The following is a 15,609-nucleotide window of genomic DNA, read 5'->3' on the forward strand; positions in this document are numbered from 1 at the left end:
GATACAAAACTTGCCAGACACCCTACACGGCAGGCACCATCGTTACATGCCGAAACTTTCAATATTTGGCGAGCGGCATACAAATCTATAAAATCCAGCTGTTCCATGCCCAAACCGGGCTGTAACTTCACCGTGTTTTTTATCCGGAAAATCCGTGTCTTCAGACCATTTCATCGAATTCAGGAATGTCAGCTTCGCCTACGGCGAACGCAGCATCCTGAACAACATCAGCCTCGTCATTCCGCGCGGCAAGCTGGTCGCCATCATGGGGGGCAGCGGCAGCGGCAAGACCACCATGCTGCGCCTGATTTCCGGCCAGATCCGCCCGGGCTCCGGCCAAGTACTGGTTGATGGCCGCGATCTTGCCGGCATGAACCATGCCGAACTGTTCGAGCACCGCCGCCGCATGGGCATGCTCTTCCAGTTTGGCGCGCTGTTTACCGACCTTTCGGTCGAGGACAATGTCGCCTTCCCCATCCGCGAACATACCCGCCTGCCGGACAGCATGATTCATGATCTGGTGATCATGAAACTGTCTGCCGTGGGTCTGCGTGGCACCCAGGGGCTGATGCCGGCTGAACTGTCCGGTGGCATGGCACGCCGGGTGGCACTGGCGCGCGCCATTGCCCTTGATCCACAGCTGATGCTGTATGACGAGCCCTTTACCGGGCTGGACCCGATCTCGCTGGGCGTCATTGCCCATCTGATCAAGAAACTGAACGACGCCCTGGGCACCACCTCCATCATGGTGACCCATGACGTGCACAAATCGCTGGATATCGTCGACTACGTTTATTTCGTCTCCAATGGCGCAATCGTTGCCGACGGCACGCCGGAAGATATCCGCTCCTCCCCCTCCCCCTGGGTACACCAGTTCATGTGGGGCGAAGCCGATGGCCCGGTACATTTTGCCTACCCTGCCAGCACTTCGCTGCAGCAGGACCTGGGCCTGAAAGGAGGCCAGCATGACTGAGCTGCTGTTGTCACCGCTGCGCCGGCTTGGACACACCACCATCAACGCCATCTGGCGGCTGGGTTTCATCACCCGCTTCCTGCTGGCCATCCTGCGCTATTCCGGCCAGAGCCTGCTGCGTTTTAACCTGACCATTCGCGAAATCTATTTCGCCGGGGTGATGTCGGTCATCATCGTGGTGGTGTCCGGCCTGTTTGTCGGCATGGTGCTGGGCTTGCAGGGTTACAACACCCTGTCGCGCTTTGGCTCTGCCGATGCACTGGGCGCGCTGGTGGCACTATCCCTGCTGCGCGAACTGGGCCCGGTTCTGGCCGCGCTGCTGTTCTCCAGCCGCGCCGGCAGCGCCATGACCGCCGAAATCGGCCTGATGAAGGCCACCGAGCAGCTGGACGCCATGAGCGTGATGGCAGTCAACCCCATCGCCCGCGTGGTGGCACCGCGCTTCTGGGCCGGCGTGATTTCCATGCCCATCCTGGCTGCCATGTTCAATGTAATGGGCATCTTTGGTGGCTACCTGATCGGTGTGGTGATGATAGGCCTTGATTCCGGCACCTTCTGGTCGCAGATGCAAAACAACGTCGACTTGCATTACGACGTGGTGAACGGCCTGATCAAGAGCTTGTGCTTCGGCATTGCCGTCACGCTGATCGCCGTTTTCGAAGGTTACGATGCCACGCCCACCGCGGCTGGCGTGTCTGCCGCCACCACGCGCACAGTGGTGACCTCGGCGCTGGTAATCCTGGCGGTGGACTTTGTCCTTACCGCCTTCATGTTCTAGGAAATAGGGAATGAAACGCTCTACTATTGATTTGTGGGTCGGCCTGTTCGTGGCAATCGGCATTGCTGCCGTCGTATTCCTGTCGCTGAAAGTGGCCAACCTCACGCCGCAAAGCGCCGATCAGACCTACACCCTGTATGCTGATTTCGACAATATCGGCGGCCTGAAGGTAAAGGCGCCGATCAAGGAAGCCGGTGTGGTGGTAGGCCGTGTGGCAGCCATCCAGCTGGACACCAAGACCTACCGCGCCCGCGTCACCCTGAACCTGGAAAAGCAGTACACCTTCAGCCGTGACGCCAGCGCCGAAATCCTCACCGCCGGCCTGCTGGGTGAACAGTACATCGGCCTGCTGCAGGGCGGTGACCCGGACGAACTGAAAGCCGGCGAGCACATCACGCTGACTTCCTCCGCCCTGGTTCTGGAACAGCTGATCGGCAAGTTCATGACCAGCTTCAGTGGCGGCAACAACAAGAGCAGCGCTTCCGCAGCGCAATAACGACAGTCCTTGTGCACAACTCATCAAGAATGACAAATACCATGAAAAAACTGATTGCATCCTTTCTTGTCCTGCTGGGCCTGAGCGCCCACAGCCTGGCTGCCACCGACAATCCGGTCGAGCAAGTCCGCGAAACCTCACGCCAGATCATGGACGTACTGAAACAGGAAAATGGCAAGAATACCAAGCAGGTGCGCCAGCAAGTTGAAGCCCTGGCCATTCCCCAGTTCGACTTCCAGCGCATGACCGCCCTAGCCGTTGGTCTGGGCTGGCGTCAGGCCAGCCCAGCACAGCAAAGCGCGCTGGCACAGCAATTCCAGAGCCTGCTGGTACGCACTTACTCCACCACCATGACCCGCTTCAAGAATGCACAGATCGACATCCAGCCCAATGCCACCATCGGCAATAGCGGCCGCGAAGCCACAGTGAAGTCCTCCGTCAGCCTGCCTGGCAATGATAAGGGGCCGGTTGCAGTCGACTACACCCTGTACAAGACCCCACAGGGCTGGAAAGTGTTCAACGTCAGCGTGGAAGGTGCCAGCCTGGTTACGGTGTATCGCAACCAGTTCAACCAGGAAATCAACAAGAGCGGCGTCGATGGCCTGATCAAGATGCTGCAGGACAAGAACGCCGCCTTGCCGGCGGCCAAGTAAGCCGGGAACATCGCCATGTTTGAGGAAACCGCCGCAGGGCAAGGCCGTCTGAGCGGCAAGCTGGACATGCACAGCAGTGGCAAGCTGCTGGCCACGCTGACTGCTCGTGTCGCCCGTGCCCCACTGCAGCTGGACCTGTCCGGCATCAGCGAGGCAGACTCCTCGGCTGTTGCCCTGCTGCTGGCCTGCCGCCGCGCCGCAGAACAAACCGGCCAGCCACTGCTGCTGCAGAACTGGCCGGCCAGACTGTCCGAACTTGTTGAACTGTATGCACTGCGCGCGCTGCTTGGCGGCCCGCAAGGAGACTGAATCATGACTGGCACGCGACTCACCATGCGCGCTGGCCTGGTGGCAGCCAGCCTGCTGCTGGCCGGCTGCGCCAACACCCACCCGAGTTCACCGCTGGATCCCTACGAGTCATTCAACCGCTCGATGTTTTCCTTCAATGACAAAGCAGACCGCTGGGTGATCAAGCCAGCTGCCGAGGGCTACCACGCCATCACGCCAGGGCCGTTCCGTACAGCTGTTGGCAATTTCTTCGACAACTTCAAAGATGTCTACAGCGCAGCCAACAATCTGCTGCAGGCCGAGCCGGAACGGGCGCTCAACGACATCATGCGGGTTGCGCTCAACAGCACCTTCGGCCTGTTCGGTCTGATTGACATTGCTACGCCTGCCGGGCTGAAAAACAACAAGACCTCGCTGGGAGATACTTTCGCCCACTGGGGCTGGAAGAGCAGCAACTATCTGGTTTTGCCTTTCTTCGGCCCCAGCACAGTACGTGACGGCCTGGGTCTGGGCGTATCCCTTGGCATCAACGGCCCGGAAAAGCTGGTCTATCACAACACTAACGAAGCCATTGCCTTCTACGGTGTTTACGGCGTGAATACCCGTGCCCGCTATCTGGATCTGGACGACAGCCTGGCCACTGCCGCCATTGACCCTTACACCTATATGCGGGATGGCTACCTGCAATTGCGGGCACGCCAGCTGGGACAGCCCAACCCTACCCAAAACGACGATGTCAACATCGACGATCTGGTCAGCGCACCGGCAGCATCGTCTGCACCATCAGTGGAGGCTGTGCCGGCGGCGATGGACGACAGTCATCCCGAAGCGTCAGCAGCCGCGCATGCTGCAGCATCTGCACCGCAGTAAGCACATTCTGCAGAATCAAATCAAAGCAGCCGCAAGGCTGCTTTTTTCATTCTTCCGCAACGCACTTGATCTACCACAAACACCGGTCCTCAATAAATATTAGAATTTACTAAATTAATTGAACGGAGCCTATCATGGAACAGCGCCAGATCCCGCAACAAGCCCTGGAATACCTCACCCGCTGTCTGCGCCATGCGGTATCTAATGGTCAATATCTGACACCAGAACTACTGGAAGAAGCCATTGCCGAGTACAGTGCCGAACACCCGCAAGAAACCATCCAGGTAATGCACTAAGCACTGTCGATAGAAAAAAGCGGCCCACAGGTCGCTAGTACACATGCGCGGCCTGTCTGGTCACAGCCGGAAACGGGCAATCAGCCCTTCCAGCTCATCGCCCAGTTGATGCACGGTTTCAATGGCCTGATAGGCTTGCTTTACCGATGCATCGGACTGCTGCAGCATGTTATGTATACTTTCGATATGCTGGGCAATTTCCTGGCTGGCGGTGGACTGTTCAGCCGTAGCCACAGCAATGTCACCCACAGTCCGCACGACCTGCTGACTATTGTCAGTAATGCGAGAAATGGAACTGGCTGCCATTTCCGCTTGCCGGACGCCACTTTCCACCTGTGACACTGCCCCCTCCATGCTACCTGCCGCCTGACGGGTATCCTGCTGTATCCCCTGGATCATACCGCCGATTTCCAGCGTAGCCTGTGCAGTCCGCTCCGCCAGCTTGCGCACTTCATCAGCAACCACGGCAAAACCCCGGCCCTGCTCACCGGCACGGGCGGCTTCAATTGCTGCATTCAAGGCCAGCAGATTGGTTTGGTCGGCTATATCCCGAATTACGCTGACAATACTGCTGATGTCACCAGAACGCTGCTGTAGACCAGCCATTACACAGGCCAAACTGCGTACCGTGTCGGCAATACCGCCTATTTCGCGCGAGGTGGCATGCACACTATCCGCCACCTGCACAGACATGCTGCCAGCCTCATTGGCCAGTTGCTCGGCGGACTTGCTGGCATCAGCAATTAGGCTAATGCTGACTGACAGCTGCTCAATGCTGGCGGCGGTGGCATTGGCGGCCTCGGACTGGCAGGATGAGCTGTCGCGTATCTGGCCGATATCCTGCGACATGGTACGCACCGAACCGGAAACACCTGCGGCATGGCTACGTACTTCCAGCATCATCGTGCGCAAAGAGCCGGTAAAACGGTTAAAGGCAGTCGCCGCGATTCCAATTTCATCATGACTGGCTATCGCCAGTTGGCGGGTCAGGTCTCCACCGCCTGCGGCCAGCTCGCTCATGGCCTTTTGCAGACGTCCCAGCGGACGCAGTAGATAAGACAGCGTCAGCCCCATCAATACCAGGATGGCCAGCAGCACGGCCACGCTCAGTGCGACAGATTGCCACACTGCAGCCCATACCGGTGCTAGCGCTAGCGCGGGCGGAATGCGGATGCCTACAGCCCAGGGCTGGGCAACACCGGCTACCCTGACGGGGAGAATGAAGTTCCACTGCCCGTCTGTTGATACGTATTCCACTGGCACACCCGCCGCAATGGCTTGGCGGATCTCCAGCGACAGCGATGCATCGGCCTTGCCAATCAGGCTCTGGTCTGGGCCGGCCAGCAACATGCTCTTGTTGGAGTACAAGCGCATTGTTCCACTGCCATAGGGTTTGACTTTGCCGGCCAGTTCACGCAAATGCCCCAATGCCAGATCAACGCCTGCCACACCAAGTACCTTGCCATCCAGTTGCAGGGGCATGGCCAGCGTCCCCATCAGGATCTTGATGTCCTCATCAACATAGGGCTCAGTCAGCACCGGCTTGCCAGTGGCCTTGGGCAGCTTGTAGTAGTCGCTGTCATCCGCACCTTCGCCACCCCACACGACATCGGTCTTACCGCCCTTATTGAACCAGTAAACGCCACTGCGGCCCTTCTTGTCGTTGAAGGGCGTACCTGCCAGCTTCTGGTCCTGACCATCAAAGGCATCGGGCTCCCAAATCACCCAATAGCCAACCGCATCAGGATTATGCGGCAGTTGGGCACGTGTCATTTCCGAAACCAGTTGCCTGCCATCTACGGCCTGGCGGCGCTTTACCGCAATGGTGGCCTCGGCCAGGGTTTCCACGGCGTGGTACGAGGACTCCAGCAGGCCTTGTACATTGCCGGCCTCTCGTGCGGACAGCAGACGGGCATTTTCGCGTACCTGTTCGCTTGCCTGCCGATATTGCGAGTAGGCATTCAAGCCTATGAGCAAGGCAAAGCCCGCCAGAATCAGCAGGCCGCTGCCTGCCAGTATCTTGTTTCTAATGGTTGTGAACATATGAACTCCATCTGCCGCTCGATTATTGTGATGTCGACAGGGACACTGCCTTGGCAGCTCCGGGCTGTCTTGCGCCAGCCGGTCTACTTCCCCCTTGGCCGGTCGCGATAGCAATCCGGCTGCAGCATTGTGTCAGGAATTCATTTATTTGATCAAATAAAAAGGCATCAAACCGGTTTTAGCCGAATTTGATGCCTGATTTGGTCAAAAGTAATTTTACAGCGGCGTTGCGGTACCGCCTTAGCTGATACGCTCGATCTGCGCGCCTACAGCACCCAGCTTTTTCTCGATGTACTCGTAACCACGGTCAAGGTGATAGATACGGTCGACAATGGTTTCACCCTGCGCTACCAACCCTGCCAGCACCAGACTGGCGGAAGCACGCAAGTCAGTGGCCATTACGGTGGCTCCGGACAACTTCTCGACACCATGCACCACGGCGGTATTACCCTCCACTTCGATGCGAGCACCCATACGATTGAGCTCCGGAACATGCATGAACCGGTTTTCGAAGATGGTTTCGGTCACCACGCCGGCACCTTCGGCAATGCAGTTGAGCGTCATCAGCTGTGCTTGCATATCAGTCGGGAATGCCGGATAAGGCAGGGTGCGGAAATTGATGGCCTTGGGACGGCGCTTCATGTCAAGCGAGATCCAGTCATCTCCGGCCTCGACTACTGCCCCCGCCTCCACCAGTTTATCCAGTACAGCTTCCATGCTGCGCGGCGCTGCATTACGCAGGATCAGATGGCCCTGCGTCATTGCCGCGGCAACCAGGAAGGTACCGGCCTCGATACGGTCGGGCATGATGGCATATTCACAGCCATGCAGCTTGTCCACCCCGTCAATCACCAGGCGGTTGGTACCAATGCCACTGATACGGGCCCCCATGGCCACCAGACAGTTGGCCAGATCAGTCACTTCCGGCTCGCGTGCGGCGTTTTCCAGAATGGTGGTGCCATCGGCCAGTGCGGCTGCCATCAGCAGGTTTTCAGTACCGCCCACGGTCACCACATCCATCACGATGTGCGCGCCACGCAGGCGCTGTGCCTTGGCCTTGACGTAGCCATGCTCAATGATCACCTCTGCCCCCATGGCGACCAGGCCCTTGATGTGCTGATCCACTGGCCGGCTGCCAATGGCACAGCCACCGGGCAGGGACACGGTTGCTTCACCAAAGCGCGCCAGTGTCGGGCCCAGTACCAGAATGGAAGCGCGCATGGTCTTCACCAGATCATACGGTGCCACCAGGCTGTCCAGGTGATCGGCGGTGATTTCCATTTCGTGCACATTGTCGGTCATCACCCGTACGCCCATGCCTTGCAGCAGCTTCTGGGTGGTGGAGATGTCACGCAGCATCGGCACATTGGTAAAGCGCATGGTGTCCGCGGTCAACAAGCTGGTACACAGAATCGGCAGCGCCGCATTCTTGGCACCGGACACGCGAATTTCACCATTTAGCGGACCATTGCCGCAGATTTTCAATTTATCCATATAAGGATCAGCCTTGGAGTTTTTCCCACTCGTCCGGCGTAGCAGCCTTGACGATGGAGAGGGCGTGGATTTCGTTGCTGGCCAGGCGGGTGGCGATAACTTCCTTCACCAGACGGTGACGATCGATCAGCCTCTTGCCGGCAAAATCCTGCGACACCACAGTAGCGTAGAAATGATGGCCATCACCCTCCACTTCGAGGTGGGAGCACTGAAGACCAGCAGCAATGTATTGTTTGACCTGTTCGGCAGAAATCATGTGTACATCCTGAAAAGGGATCCTAATGGCGCAGCTTGTAGCCTGACTTGATCAGCCACAAAGCCAGCCCGGAAAGCAAAATAAAACTGCCACCAACCACGCCCAGCGACAGCCATGGGCTGACGTCGGCCTGGCCGAAAAAGCCGTAACGGAACCCGTCGATCATAAAGAACACCGGGTTGACATGCGATACGGCGTACCAAAATGGCGGCAGGCTGTTAATCGAGTAGAACACGCCAGACAGGAAAGTCAGCGGCATGATCAAAAAGTTCTGGAAAGCAGCAAGTTGATCGAATTTTTCTGCCCAGATACCGGCAATCACCCCCAAGGTACCCAACACGCCGCAGCCCAGGATAGCGAACAACAGCACCCACAAAGGATTGCTGGGCAAAGGCAGGCCAAACCAGGCCGTCATCACCAGCACCCCGGCTCCAACCGCCAGGCCGCGCACAATCGCAGCCAGCATATAGGCAGCAAAGAACTCCAGCGCAGTCAGCGGCGGCAACAGCAGGAACACGATATTGCCAGTAATCTTGGACTGGATCAGGCTGGACGAGCTGTTGGCAAACGCATTCTGCGCCATGGACATCATCGCCAGGCCAGGAATCAGAAAGGCGGTATAGCTGACACCGGGATAGGCCTCGACATGACGCGACATCACATGCGAGAAAATCAGCTGGTACATCAGCGCCGTCAATACCGGTGCGGCTACCGTCTGGAAAGCCACCTTCCAGAAACGCACCAACTCTTTGCGGAACAAGGTCAGGAAGCCCTGCATCAGGCACGTCCTCCATGCATCATGTTCACAAATACGCTCTCCAGATCAATCTCGACCACATTCAACTCCCGCACGGCCACACCGGCTTCACGCAAGGTCGCCAGCACCCCTTCCAGCTGGCCGATATCCGCCAGTCGCAACACCACTCTGCCATCCTCTTCCCGCACCTTGCGGTTGGACAGGCTCTCCGGTAGCGGCCCGGCCAGCTTGAAGGCAATCTCACGCTCTTTGCCGTGCTGCAGCAGCTTGTCCTTGCTTTCCAGGGCCACCAGCTTGCCGCGCTTGAGCATGGCAATACGGTTGCACAAGGTTTCCGCCTCTTCCAGGTAGTGGGTAGTCAGCACGATGGTATGCCCTACCTCGTTCAGCTCCTTGACGAAAGACCACAGACTCTGGCGCAACTCCACATCCACGCCAGCCGTTGGCTCGTCCAACACCATCACCGGCGGGCGGTGTACCAAGGCCTGCGCCACCATAACGCGGCGCTTCATCCCGCCAGACAAGGCACGTAAATTGGCATTGGCTTTGTCTGCCAAACCAAGCTTGGACAGCAATTCATCAATCCAGTCGTCGTTACGGGTCAGGCCAAAATAACCAGACTGAAAGCGCAATGTCTCGCGCACCGAGAGAAACGGATCAAATACCAGCTCCTGTGGAACCACACCCAGACTCATGCGTGCGGCACGAAAATCACGAAACACATCATGTCCCATGATACGGATGCTGCCACTATCAGGACGCGACAAGCCCGCCATGGCCGAAATCAGTGTCGTCTTGCCTGCACCATTAGGCCCAAGCAAGGCAAAGAACTCACCTGGCTCAACACTGATGCTGACATCATCCAGAGCTTGCAAGCTGCCATAGCGCTTACTCACCGCTTTTATTTCGATAGCCGAGGGCATGTGCTTATCAAATGCTTTGAAAAAAGAGTGCGATTATACCGCTGCCTCTGCAAGCCGTGGAATTGTTGTACCAACAAGCCAGCCAACGACCACTTGCCATCCGCTCACAACCATCCGCGAAAGCAGCGTGCAGCCGCAACATGGCACCGATTTTCCCCGGTTAAGAACAGCCACACGGCCAAGGGCCGCATTTTCAGAAGTCGCATCGCCAAGCCAGAAGGGGTGGCGCGGTGGCAAAGACTGTTGTTTTTAAAGCACATCAATGCAGAAGGGGTATAAGGCTTGGACGCCGTGCAAGACTACGACAGCGAGATCTTGACCAGGCTGCAAGCAGGATATGCAACCACGGCGGCCTCCGGGCCAGCCGAAACGCACAAAGCCCAGCTCGATTGAGCTGGGCTTCTGTATGGGGAGTCTGGCGGTGTCCTACTTTCACATGGCGAATGCCACACTATCATCGGCGCTAAGGCGTTTCACGGTCCTGTTCGGGATGGGAAGGCGTGGGACCACCTCGCTATGGCCACCAGACATAAACTGTCAACAAACTTGAAGAAGCCTTGTGGGGAGTAGAGAGTCGGGAGTAGAGAGTTGTCTCTGCCCGCTCTTGTCCTGCTCTCCGTTTCGGGGTAGTTCGTCAGTTGCAGGGGTTTACTCCCCACTCCCACCTCTCTACTCCCGCCTTAATTAGTCTTGGATCTTTGATCGCGTCGCACATGCACTATCCGTCAGCCCGGTTTCCCAAGCCACTCAAATGATAGGATCAAGCCTCACGAGCAATTAGTATCGGTTAGCTTAACGCCTCACAGCGCTTCCACACCCGACCTATCAACGTCCTGGTCTCGAACGACTCTTCAGGAGGGTCTAGCCCTCAGGGAAGTCTCATCTTCAGGCGAGTTTCGCGCTTAGATGCTTTCAGCGCTTATCTCTTCCGAACTTAGCTACCCGGCAATGCCACTGGCGTGACAACCGGTACACCAGAGGTTCGTCCACTCCGGTCCTCTCGTACTAGGAGCAGCCCCCGTCAAACTTCCAACGCCCACTGCAGATAGGGACCAAACTGTCTCACGACGTTTTGAACCCAGCTCACGTACCACTTTAAATGGCGAACAGCCATACCCTTGGGACCGGCTACAGCCCCAGGATGTGATGAGCCGACATCGAGGTGCCAAACACCGCCGTCGATGTGAACTCTTGGGCGGTATCAGCCTGTTATCCCCGGAGTACCTTTTATCCGTTGAGCGATGGCCCTTCCATTCAGAACCACCGGATCACTATGTCCTGCTTTCGCACCTGCTCGACTTGTCGGTCTCGCAGTTAAGCTACCTTTTGCCATTGCACTATCAGCACGATTTCCGACCGTACCTAGGTAACCTTCGAACTCCTCCGTTACACTTTGGGAGGAGACCGCCCCAGTCAAACTGCCTACCATGCACTGTCCCCGATCCGGATAACGGACCAAGGTTAGAACCTCAAAGGGGTCAGGGTGGTATTTCAAGGTCGGCTCCACCAGAACTAGCGTCCTGGCTTCAAAGCCTCCCACCTATCCTACACAAACCACTTCAAAGTCCAATGCAAAGCTACAGTAAAGGTTCACGGGGTCTTTCCGTCTAGCAGCGGGGAGATTGCATCTTCACAAACACTTCAACTTCGCTGAGTCTCAGGAGGAGACAGTGTGGCCATCGTTACGCCATTCGTGCGGGTCGGAACTTACCCGACAAGGAATTTCGCTACCTTAGGACCGTTATAGTTACGGCCGCCGTTTACTGGGGCTTCGATCAAGAGCTTGCACCCCATCACTTAACCTTCCAGCACCGGGCAGGCGTCACACCCTATACGTCCACTTTCGTGTTGGCAGAGTGCTGTGTTTTTGATAAACAGTCGCAGCCACCGATTCTCTGCGACCTCTCCAAGCTCCATCCGCAAGGGATTTCACCTAAAGAGGCATACCTTCTCCCGAAGTTACGGTATCAATTTGCCGAGTTCCTTCTCCTGAGTTCTCTCAAGCGCCTTAGAATTCTCATCCTGCCCACCTGTGTCGGTTTGCGGTACGGTTCTTGTGTAGCTGAAGCTTAGTGGCTTTTCCTGGAAGCGTGGTATCAGTCACTTCAGGTCCGTAGACCCTCGTTATCACTTCTCGGTGTTGAATGAAAGGGCGGATTTGCCTACCCTAACCACCTACCAGCTTGAACGACCTATTCCAACAGGCCGCTGACCTAACCTTCTCCGTCCCCACATCGCACTACACAAAAGTACGGGAATTTTAACCCGTTTCCCATCGACTACGCTTTTCAGCCTCGCCTTAGGGGCCGACTCACCCTACGCCGATGAACGTTGCGTAGGAAACCTTGGGCTTTCGGCGAGCGGGCTTTTCACCCGCTTTATCGCTACTCATGTCAGCATTCGCACTTCTGATATCTCCAGCATCCCTTTCGAGACACCTTCACAGACCTACAGAACGCTCCCCTACCATCTGCACTTACGTGCAAATCCGCAGCTTCGGTTATCAGTTTGAGCCCCGTTACATCTTCCGCGCAGGACGACTCGACCAGTGAGCTATTACGCTTTCTTTAAATGATGGCTGCTTCTAAGCCAACATCCTGGCTGTCTGGGCCTTCCCACTTCGTTTACCACTTAACTGATCATTTGGGACCTTAGCTGGCGGTCTGGGTTGTTTCCCTCTTGACGATGGACGTTAGCACCCACCGTCTGTCTCCCATGCTCGCACTTTCCGGTATTCAGAGTTTGCCATGGTTTGGTAAATCGCAATGACCCCCTAGCCATAACAGTGCTTTACCCCCGGAAGTGATACATGAGGCACTACCTAAATAGTTTTCGGGGAGAACCAGCTATCTCCGAGTTTGTTTAGCCTTTCACCCCTATCCACAGCTCATCCCCTAGTTTTGCAACACTAGTGGGTTCGGACCTCCAGTGCGTGTTACCGCACCTTCATCCTGGCCATGGATAGATCACTCGGTTTCGGGTCTACGCCCAGCAACTAAAGCGCCCTATTCGGACTCGGTTTCCCTACGCCTCCCCTATGCGGTTAAGCTTGCTACTGAACGTAAGTCGCTGACCCATTATACAAAAGGTACGCAGTCACCCCTTGCGAGGCTCCCACTGTTTGTATGCATCCGGTTTCAGGTTCTATTTCACTCCCCTCCCGGGGTTCTTTTCGCCTTTCCCTCACGGTACTGGTTCACTATCGGTCGATCACGAGTATTTAGCCTTGGAGGATGGTCCCCCCATCTTCAAACAGGATTTCGCGTGTCCCGCCCTACTTTTCGTATGCTTAGTACCAAGAATGAAATTTCGTGTACGGGGCTATCACCCACTATGGCGGCAGTTTCCAATGCCTTCCACTATCTCAATCTCTATCACATACAGGCTATTCCGCGTTCGCTCGCCACTACTGACGGAATCTCGGTTGATTTCTTTTCCTCGAGTTACTTAGATGTTTCAGTTCACTCGGTTCGCTTCCACAGACCTATGTATTCAGTCTGGGATACCCTTGCGGGTGGGTTTCCCCATTCGGATATCGCGGGATCAAAGCTCTATTGCCAGCTCCCCCGCGCTTTTCGCAGGCTTACACGTCCTTCATCGCCTGTGATCGCCAAGGCATCCACCAGATGCACTTAGTCGCTTGACCCTATCATTTCAGTAACCTAGATTACCAATCCGACAGAATTGTGTTTGTGCGACATGTCACACCGCCCCTTTTGATATGGCGACATGACATTAGATACAATCAAATTCCCAAGATGACGATTTGTCCTGCATGCAGAGTTAACTCCATGCATTTCATTTCGCCGTCTAATTAATTCGGCTTCTTCAGTTTGTTAAAGATCGGGCATTGTAAAAACAACGCAAACAGAAATTCACGCAGCAATAAAATGCTGTGTGCGCTTTTGTTTGCACTGTAAGAATGGTGGAGGATGACGGGATCGAACCGACGACCCCCTGCTTGCAAAGCAGGTGCTCTCCCAACTGAGCTAATCCCCCAAACTGGTGGGTCTGGTAGGACTCGAACCTACGACCCCTGCGTTATCAACACAGTGCTCTAACCAGCTGAGCTACAAACCCAGTTACTACCCTTAAATCATGAATAACCGATAGGCTGTGAGTACTTGACAATCGCCTTCTCTAGAAAGGAGGTGATCCAGCCGCAGGTTCCCCTACGGCTACCTTGTTACGACTTCACCCCAGTCATGAATCCCACCGTGGTAAGCGGCCTCCTTACGGTTAGCCTACCCACTTCTGGTGAAACTCACTCCCATGGTGTGACGGGCGGTGTGTACAAGACCCGGGAACGTATTCACCGCAGCATGCTGATCTGCGATTACTAGCGATTCCGACTTCACGCACTCGAGTTGCAGAGTGCGATCCGGACTACGATCGGTTTTATGAGATTGGCTCCACCTCGCGGCTTGGCTACCCTCTGTACCGACCATTGTATGACGTGTGAAGCCCTGGTCATAAGGGCCATGAGGACTTGACGTCATCCCCACCTTCCTCCGGTTTGTCACCGGCAGTCCCATTAGAGTGCTCAACTAAATGGTAGCAACTAATGGCAAGGGTTGCGCTCGTTGCGGGACTTAACCCAACATCTCACGACACGAGCTGACGACAGCCATGCAGCACCTGTGTTACGGCTCCCTTTCGGGCACCAAGCCATCTCTGGCAAGTTCCGTACATGTCAAGACCAGGTAAGGTTTTTCGCGTTGCATCGAATTAATCCACATCATCCACCGCTTGTGCGGGTCCCCGTCAATTCCTTTGAGTTTTAACCTTGCGGCCGTACTCCCCAGGCGGTCAACTTCTCGCGTTAGCTACGCTACCAAGGATTCAAACCCCCAACAGCTAGTTGACATCGTTTAGGGCGTGGACTACCAGGGTATCTAATCCTGTTTGCTCCCCACGCTTTCGTGCATGAGCGTCAGTGTCATCCCAGGGGGCTGCCTTCGCCATCGGTATTCCTCCGCATCTCTACGCATTTCACTGCTACACGCGGAATTCTACCCCCCTCTGACGCACTCTAGCCGTGCAGTCTCCAATGCAGTTCCCAGGTTGAGCCCGGGGCTTTCACATCAGACTTACACAACCGCCTGCGCACGCTTTACGCCCAGTAATTCCGATTAACGCTTGCACCCTACGTATTACCGCGGCTGCTGGCACGTAGTTAGCCGGTGCTTATTCTTCAGGTACTGTCATCCCCCAAGGGTATTAACCTTAGGGATTTCCTCCCTGACAAAAGTCCTTTACAACCCGAAGGCCTTCTTCAGACACGCGGCATGGCTGGATCAGGCTTGCGCCCATTGTCCAAAATTCCCCACTGCTGCCTCCCGTAGGAGTCTGGGCCGTGTCTCAGTCCCAGTGTGGCGGATCATCCTCTCAGACCCGCTACTGATCGATGCCTTGGTGAGCCTTTACCTCACCAACTAGCTAATCAGACGTCGGCCGCTCGAATAGCGCAAGGTCTTGCGATCCCCTGCTTTCCTTCTCAAAGCGTATGCGGTATTAGCTATCCTTTCGGATAGTTATCCCCCACTACTCGGCACGTTCCGACGCATTACTCACCCGTTCGCCACTCGTCAGCGGAGCAAGCTCCCTGTTACCGTTCGACTTGCATGTGTAAAGCATGCCGCCAGCGTTCAATCTGAGCCAGGATCAAACTCTTCAGTTCAATCTCATAGCAAATTTTCTGGCACGCAAGATCAAAGAAAATAACAAGTATTTCTTGTCTTGCAGTGCAAGTATTTGGCTTTCGCCAAGCACTCACACCTAT

The 15,609-nt window shown here is 55.9% G+C and carries 12 protein-coding genes, 2 tRNA genes and 3 rRNA genes; 7 read left to right on the forward strand and 10 right to left on the reverse strand.

What is annotated here, in order from left to right; genetic code table 11:
• Positions 1-154: 154 nt before the first annotated feature.
• From GSR16_RS17875 to GSR16_RS17905, 7 genes are all read left to right on the forward strand, one after another.
• Positions 155-973 carry an ABC transporter ATP-binding protein gene (locus GSR16_RS17875; RefSeq protein ID WP_159879782.1) on the forward strand — a complete coding sequence of 273 codons (819 nt, stop codon included), beginning with the start codon at positions 155-157 and terminating at the stop codon, positions 971-973.
• A complete protein-coding gene (gene mlaE / locus GSR16_RS17880; protein ID WP_059285994.1) occupies positions 966-1,751 on the forward strand; it encodes a lipid asymmetry maintenance ABC transporter permease subunit MlaE in 786 nt (261 codons plus the stop codon). Before GSR16_RS17875 ends, mlaE begins: the two co-directional genes overlap by 8 nt.
• A gap of 10 nt (positions 1,752-1,761) precedes the next feature.
• Positions 1,762-2,247 (forward strand): outer membrane lipid asymmetry maintenance protein MlaD, encoded by a 486-nt coding sequence (gene mlaD, locus GSR16_RS17885; protein WP_159879784.1) that lies wholly within the window; start codon positions 1,762-1,764, stop codon positions 2,245-2,247.
• Positions 2,248-2,288: 41 nt separating this feature from the next.
• A complete protein-coding gene (locus tag GSR16_RS17890) occupies positions 2,289-2,900 on the forward strand; it encodes an MlaC/ttg2D family ABC transporter substrate-binding protein (RefSeq protein WP_159879786.1) in 612 nt (203 codons plus the stop codon).
• Between the two features lie 15 nt (positions 2,901-2,915).
• Positions 2,916-3,209 (forward strand): STAS domain-containing protein, encoded by a 294-nt coding sequence (locus tag GSR16_RS17895; RefSeq protein ID WP_159879788.1) that lies wholly within the window; start codon positions 2,916-2,918, stop codon positions 3,207-3,209.
• A 3-nt stretch (positions 3,210-3,212) separates the two neighbouring features.
• Complete coding sequence (locus tag GSR16_RS17900; RefSeq protein ID WP_240902530.1) at positions 3,213-4,058, forward strand: MlaA family lipoprotein; 846 nt, start codon at positions 3,213-3,215, stop codon at positions 4,056-4,058.
• 134 nt (positions 4,059-4,192) lie between these two features.
• Complete coding sequence (locus GSR16_RS17905) at positions 4,193-4,354, forward strand: hypothetical protein (protein ID WP_159879790.1); 162 nt, start codon at positions 4,193-4,195, stop codon at positions 4,352-4,354.
• 60 nt (positions 4,355-4,414) lie between these two features.
• On the opposite strand, the gene GSR16_RS17910 is transcribed toward GSR16_RS17905, so the two are convergent.
• The 10 genes from GSR16_RS17910 to GSR16_RS17955 all read right to left on the reverse strand — a co-directional run bounded on the left by GSR16_RS17910 (position 4,415) and on the right by GSR16_RS17955 (position 15,507).
• Positions 4,415-6,397 (reverse strand): methyl-accepting chemotaxis protein, encoded by a 1,983-nt coding sequence (locus tag GSR16_RS17910; RefSeq protein ID WP_159879792.1) that lies wholly within the window; start codon positions 6,395-6,397, stop codon positions 4,415-4,417.
• Between the two features lie 240 nt (positions 6,398-6,637).
• Positions 6,638-7,891: a UDP-N-acetylglucosamine 1-carboxyvinyltransferase gene (gene murA / locus GSR16_RS17915; protein WP_159879794.1), complete on the reverse strand. Its 1,254-nt coding sequence runs from the start codon at positions 7,889-7,891 to the stop codon at positions 6,638-6,640.
• A 7-nt stretch (positions 7,892-7,898) separates the two neighbouring features.
• On the reverse strand, positions 7,899-8,147 hold the full coding sequence (locus tag GSR16_RS17920) for a BolA family protein (protein WP_159879796.1): 249 nt from the start codon (positions 8,145-8,147) through the stop codon (positions 7,899-7,901).
• A 22-nt stretch (positions 8,148-8,169) separates the two neighbouring features.
• Complete coding sequence (locus GSR16_RS17925; RefSeq protein WP_159879798.1) at positions 8,170-8,925, reverse strand: ABC transporter permease; 756 nt, start codon at positions 8,923-8,925, stop codon at positions 8,170-8,172.
• Positions 8,925-9,827, reverse strand: a complete 903-nt coding sequence (locus GSR16_RS17930; RefSeq protein WP_159879800.1) for an ABC transporter ATP-binding protein — start codon at positions 9,825-9,827, stop codon at positions 8,925-8,927. Before GSR16_RS17930 ends, GSR16_RS17925 begins: the two co-directional genes overlap by 1 nt.
• 413 nt (positions 9,828-10,240) lie before the next feature.
• Positions 10,241-10,355 (reverse strand): 5S ribosomal RNA (gene rrf, locus GSR16_RS17935).
• 228 nt (positions 10,356-10,583) lie between these two features.
• A 23S ribosomal RNA gene (locus tag GSR16_RS17940) occupies positions 10,584-13,473 on the reverse strand.
• 277 nt (positions 13,474-13,750) lie between these two features.
• A tRNA-Ala gene (locus GSR16_RS17945) sits at positions 13,751-13,826 on the reverse strand.
• A 4-nt stretch (positions 13,827-13,830) separates the two neighbouring features.
• Positions 13,831-13,907, reverse strand: a tRNA-Ile gene (locus tag GSR16_RS17950).
• A 64-nt stretch (positions 13,908-13,971) separates the two neighbouring features.
• Positions 13,972-15,507: ribosomal RNA gene (locus tag GSR16_RS17955) — 16S ribosomal RNA — on the reverse strand.
• Together the 16S, 23S and 5S rRNA genes with 2 tRNA genes alongside form the textbook arrangement of a ribosomal RNA operon.
• Positions 15,508-15,609: the final 102 nt, after the last annotated feature.

Origin of the sequence: Aquitalea denitrificans, assembly GCF_009856625.1 — a bacterium.
GTDB classification, from domain to species: Bacteria; Pseudomonadota; Gammaproteobacteria; order Burkholderiales; family Chromobacteriaceae; genus Aquitalea; species Aquitalea denitrificans.

Bases quoted from the DNA above. Each gene is read 5' to 3' on its own strand.
- GSR16_RS17925 (WP_159879798.1), bottom strand. From the start codon at position 8,925: ATGCAGGGCTTCCTGACCTTGTTCCGCAAAGAGTTGGTGCGTTTCTGG.
- GSR16_RS17890 (WP_159879786.1), top strand. From the start codon at position 2,289: ATGAAAAAACTGATTGCATCCTTTCTTGTCCTGCTGGGCCTGAGCGCC.
- GSR16_RS17895 (WP_159879788.1), top strand. From the start codon at position 2,916: ATGTTTGAGGAAACCGCCGCAGGGCAAGGCCGTCTGAGCGGCAAGCTG.
- GSR16_RS17920 (WP_159879796.1), bottom strand. From the start codon at position 8,147: ATGATTTCTGCCGAACAGGTCAAACAATACATTGCTGCTGGTCTTCAG.
- mlaE (WP_059285994.1), top strand. From the start codon at position 966: ATGACTGAGCTGCTGTTGTCACCGCTGCGCCGGCTTGGACACACCACC.
- mlaD (WP_159879784.1), top strand. From the start codon at position 1,762: ATGAAACGCTCTACTATTGATTTGTGGGTCGGCCTGTTCGTGGCAATC.
- GSR16_RS17905 (WP_159879790.1), top strand. From the start codon at position 4,193: ATGGAACAGCGCCAGATCCCGCAACAAGCCCTGGAATACCTCACCCGC.
- GSR16_RS17930 (WP_159879800.1), bottom strand. From the start codon at position 9,827: ATGCCCTCGGCTATCGAAATAAAAGCGGTGAGTAAGCGCTATGGCAGC.
- GSR16_RS17910 (WP_159879792.1), bottom strand. From the start codon at position 6,397: ATGTTCACAACCATTAGAAACAAGATACTGGCAGGCAGCGGCCTGCTG.
- GSR16_RS17900 (WP_240902530.1), top strand. From the start codon at position 3,213: ATGACTGGCACGCGACTCACCATGCGCGCTGGCCTGGTGGCAGCCAGC.
- murA (WP_159879794.1), bottom strand. From the start codon at position 7,891: ATGGATAAATTGAAAATCTGCGGCAATGGTCCGCTAAATGGTGAAATT.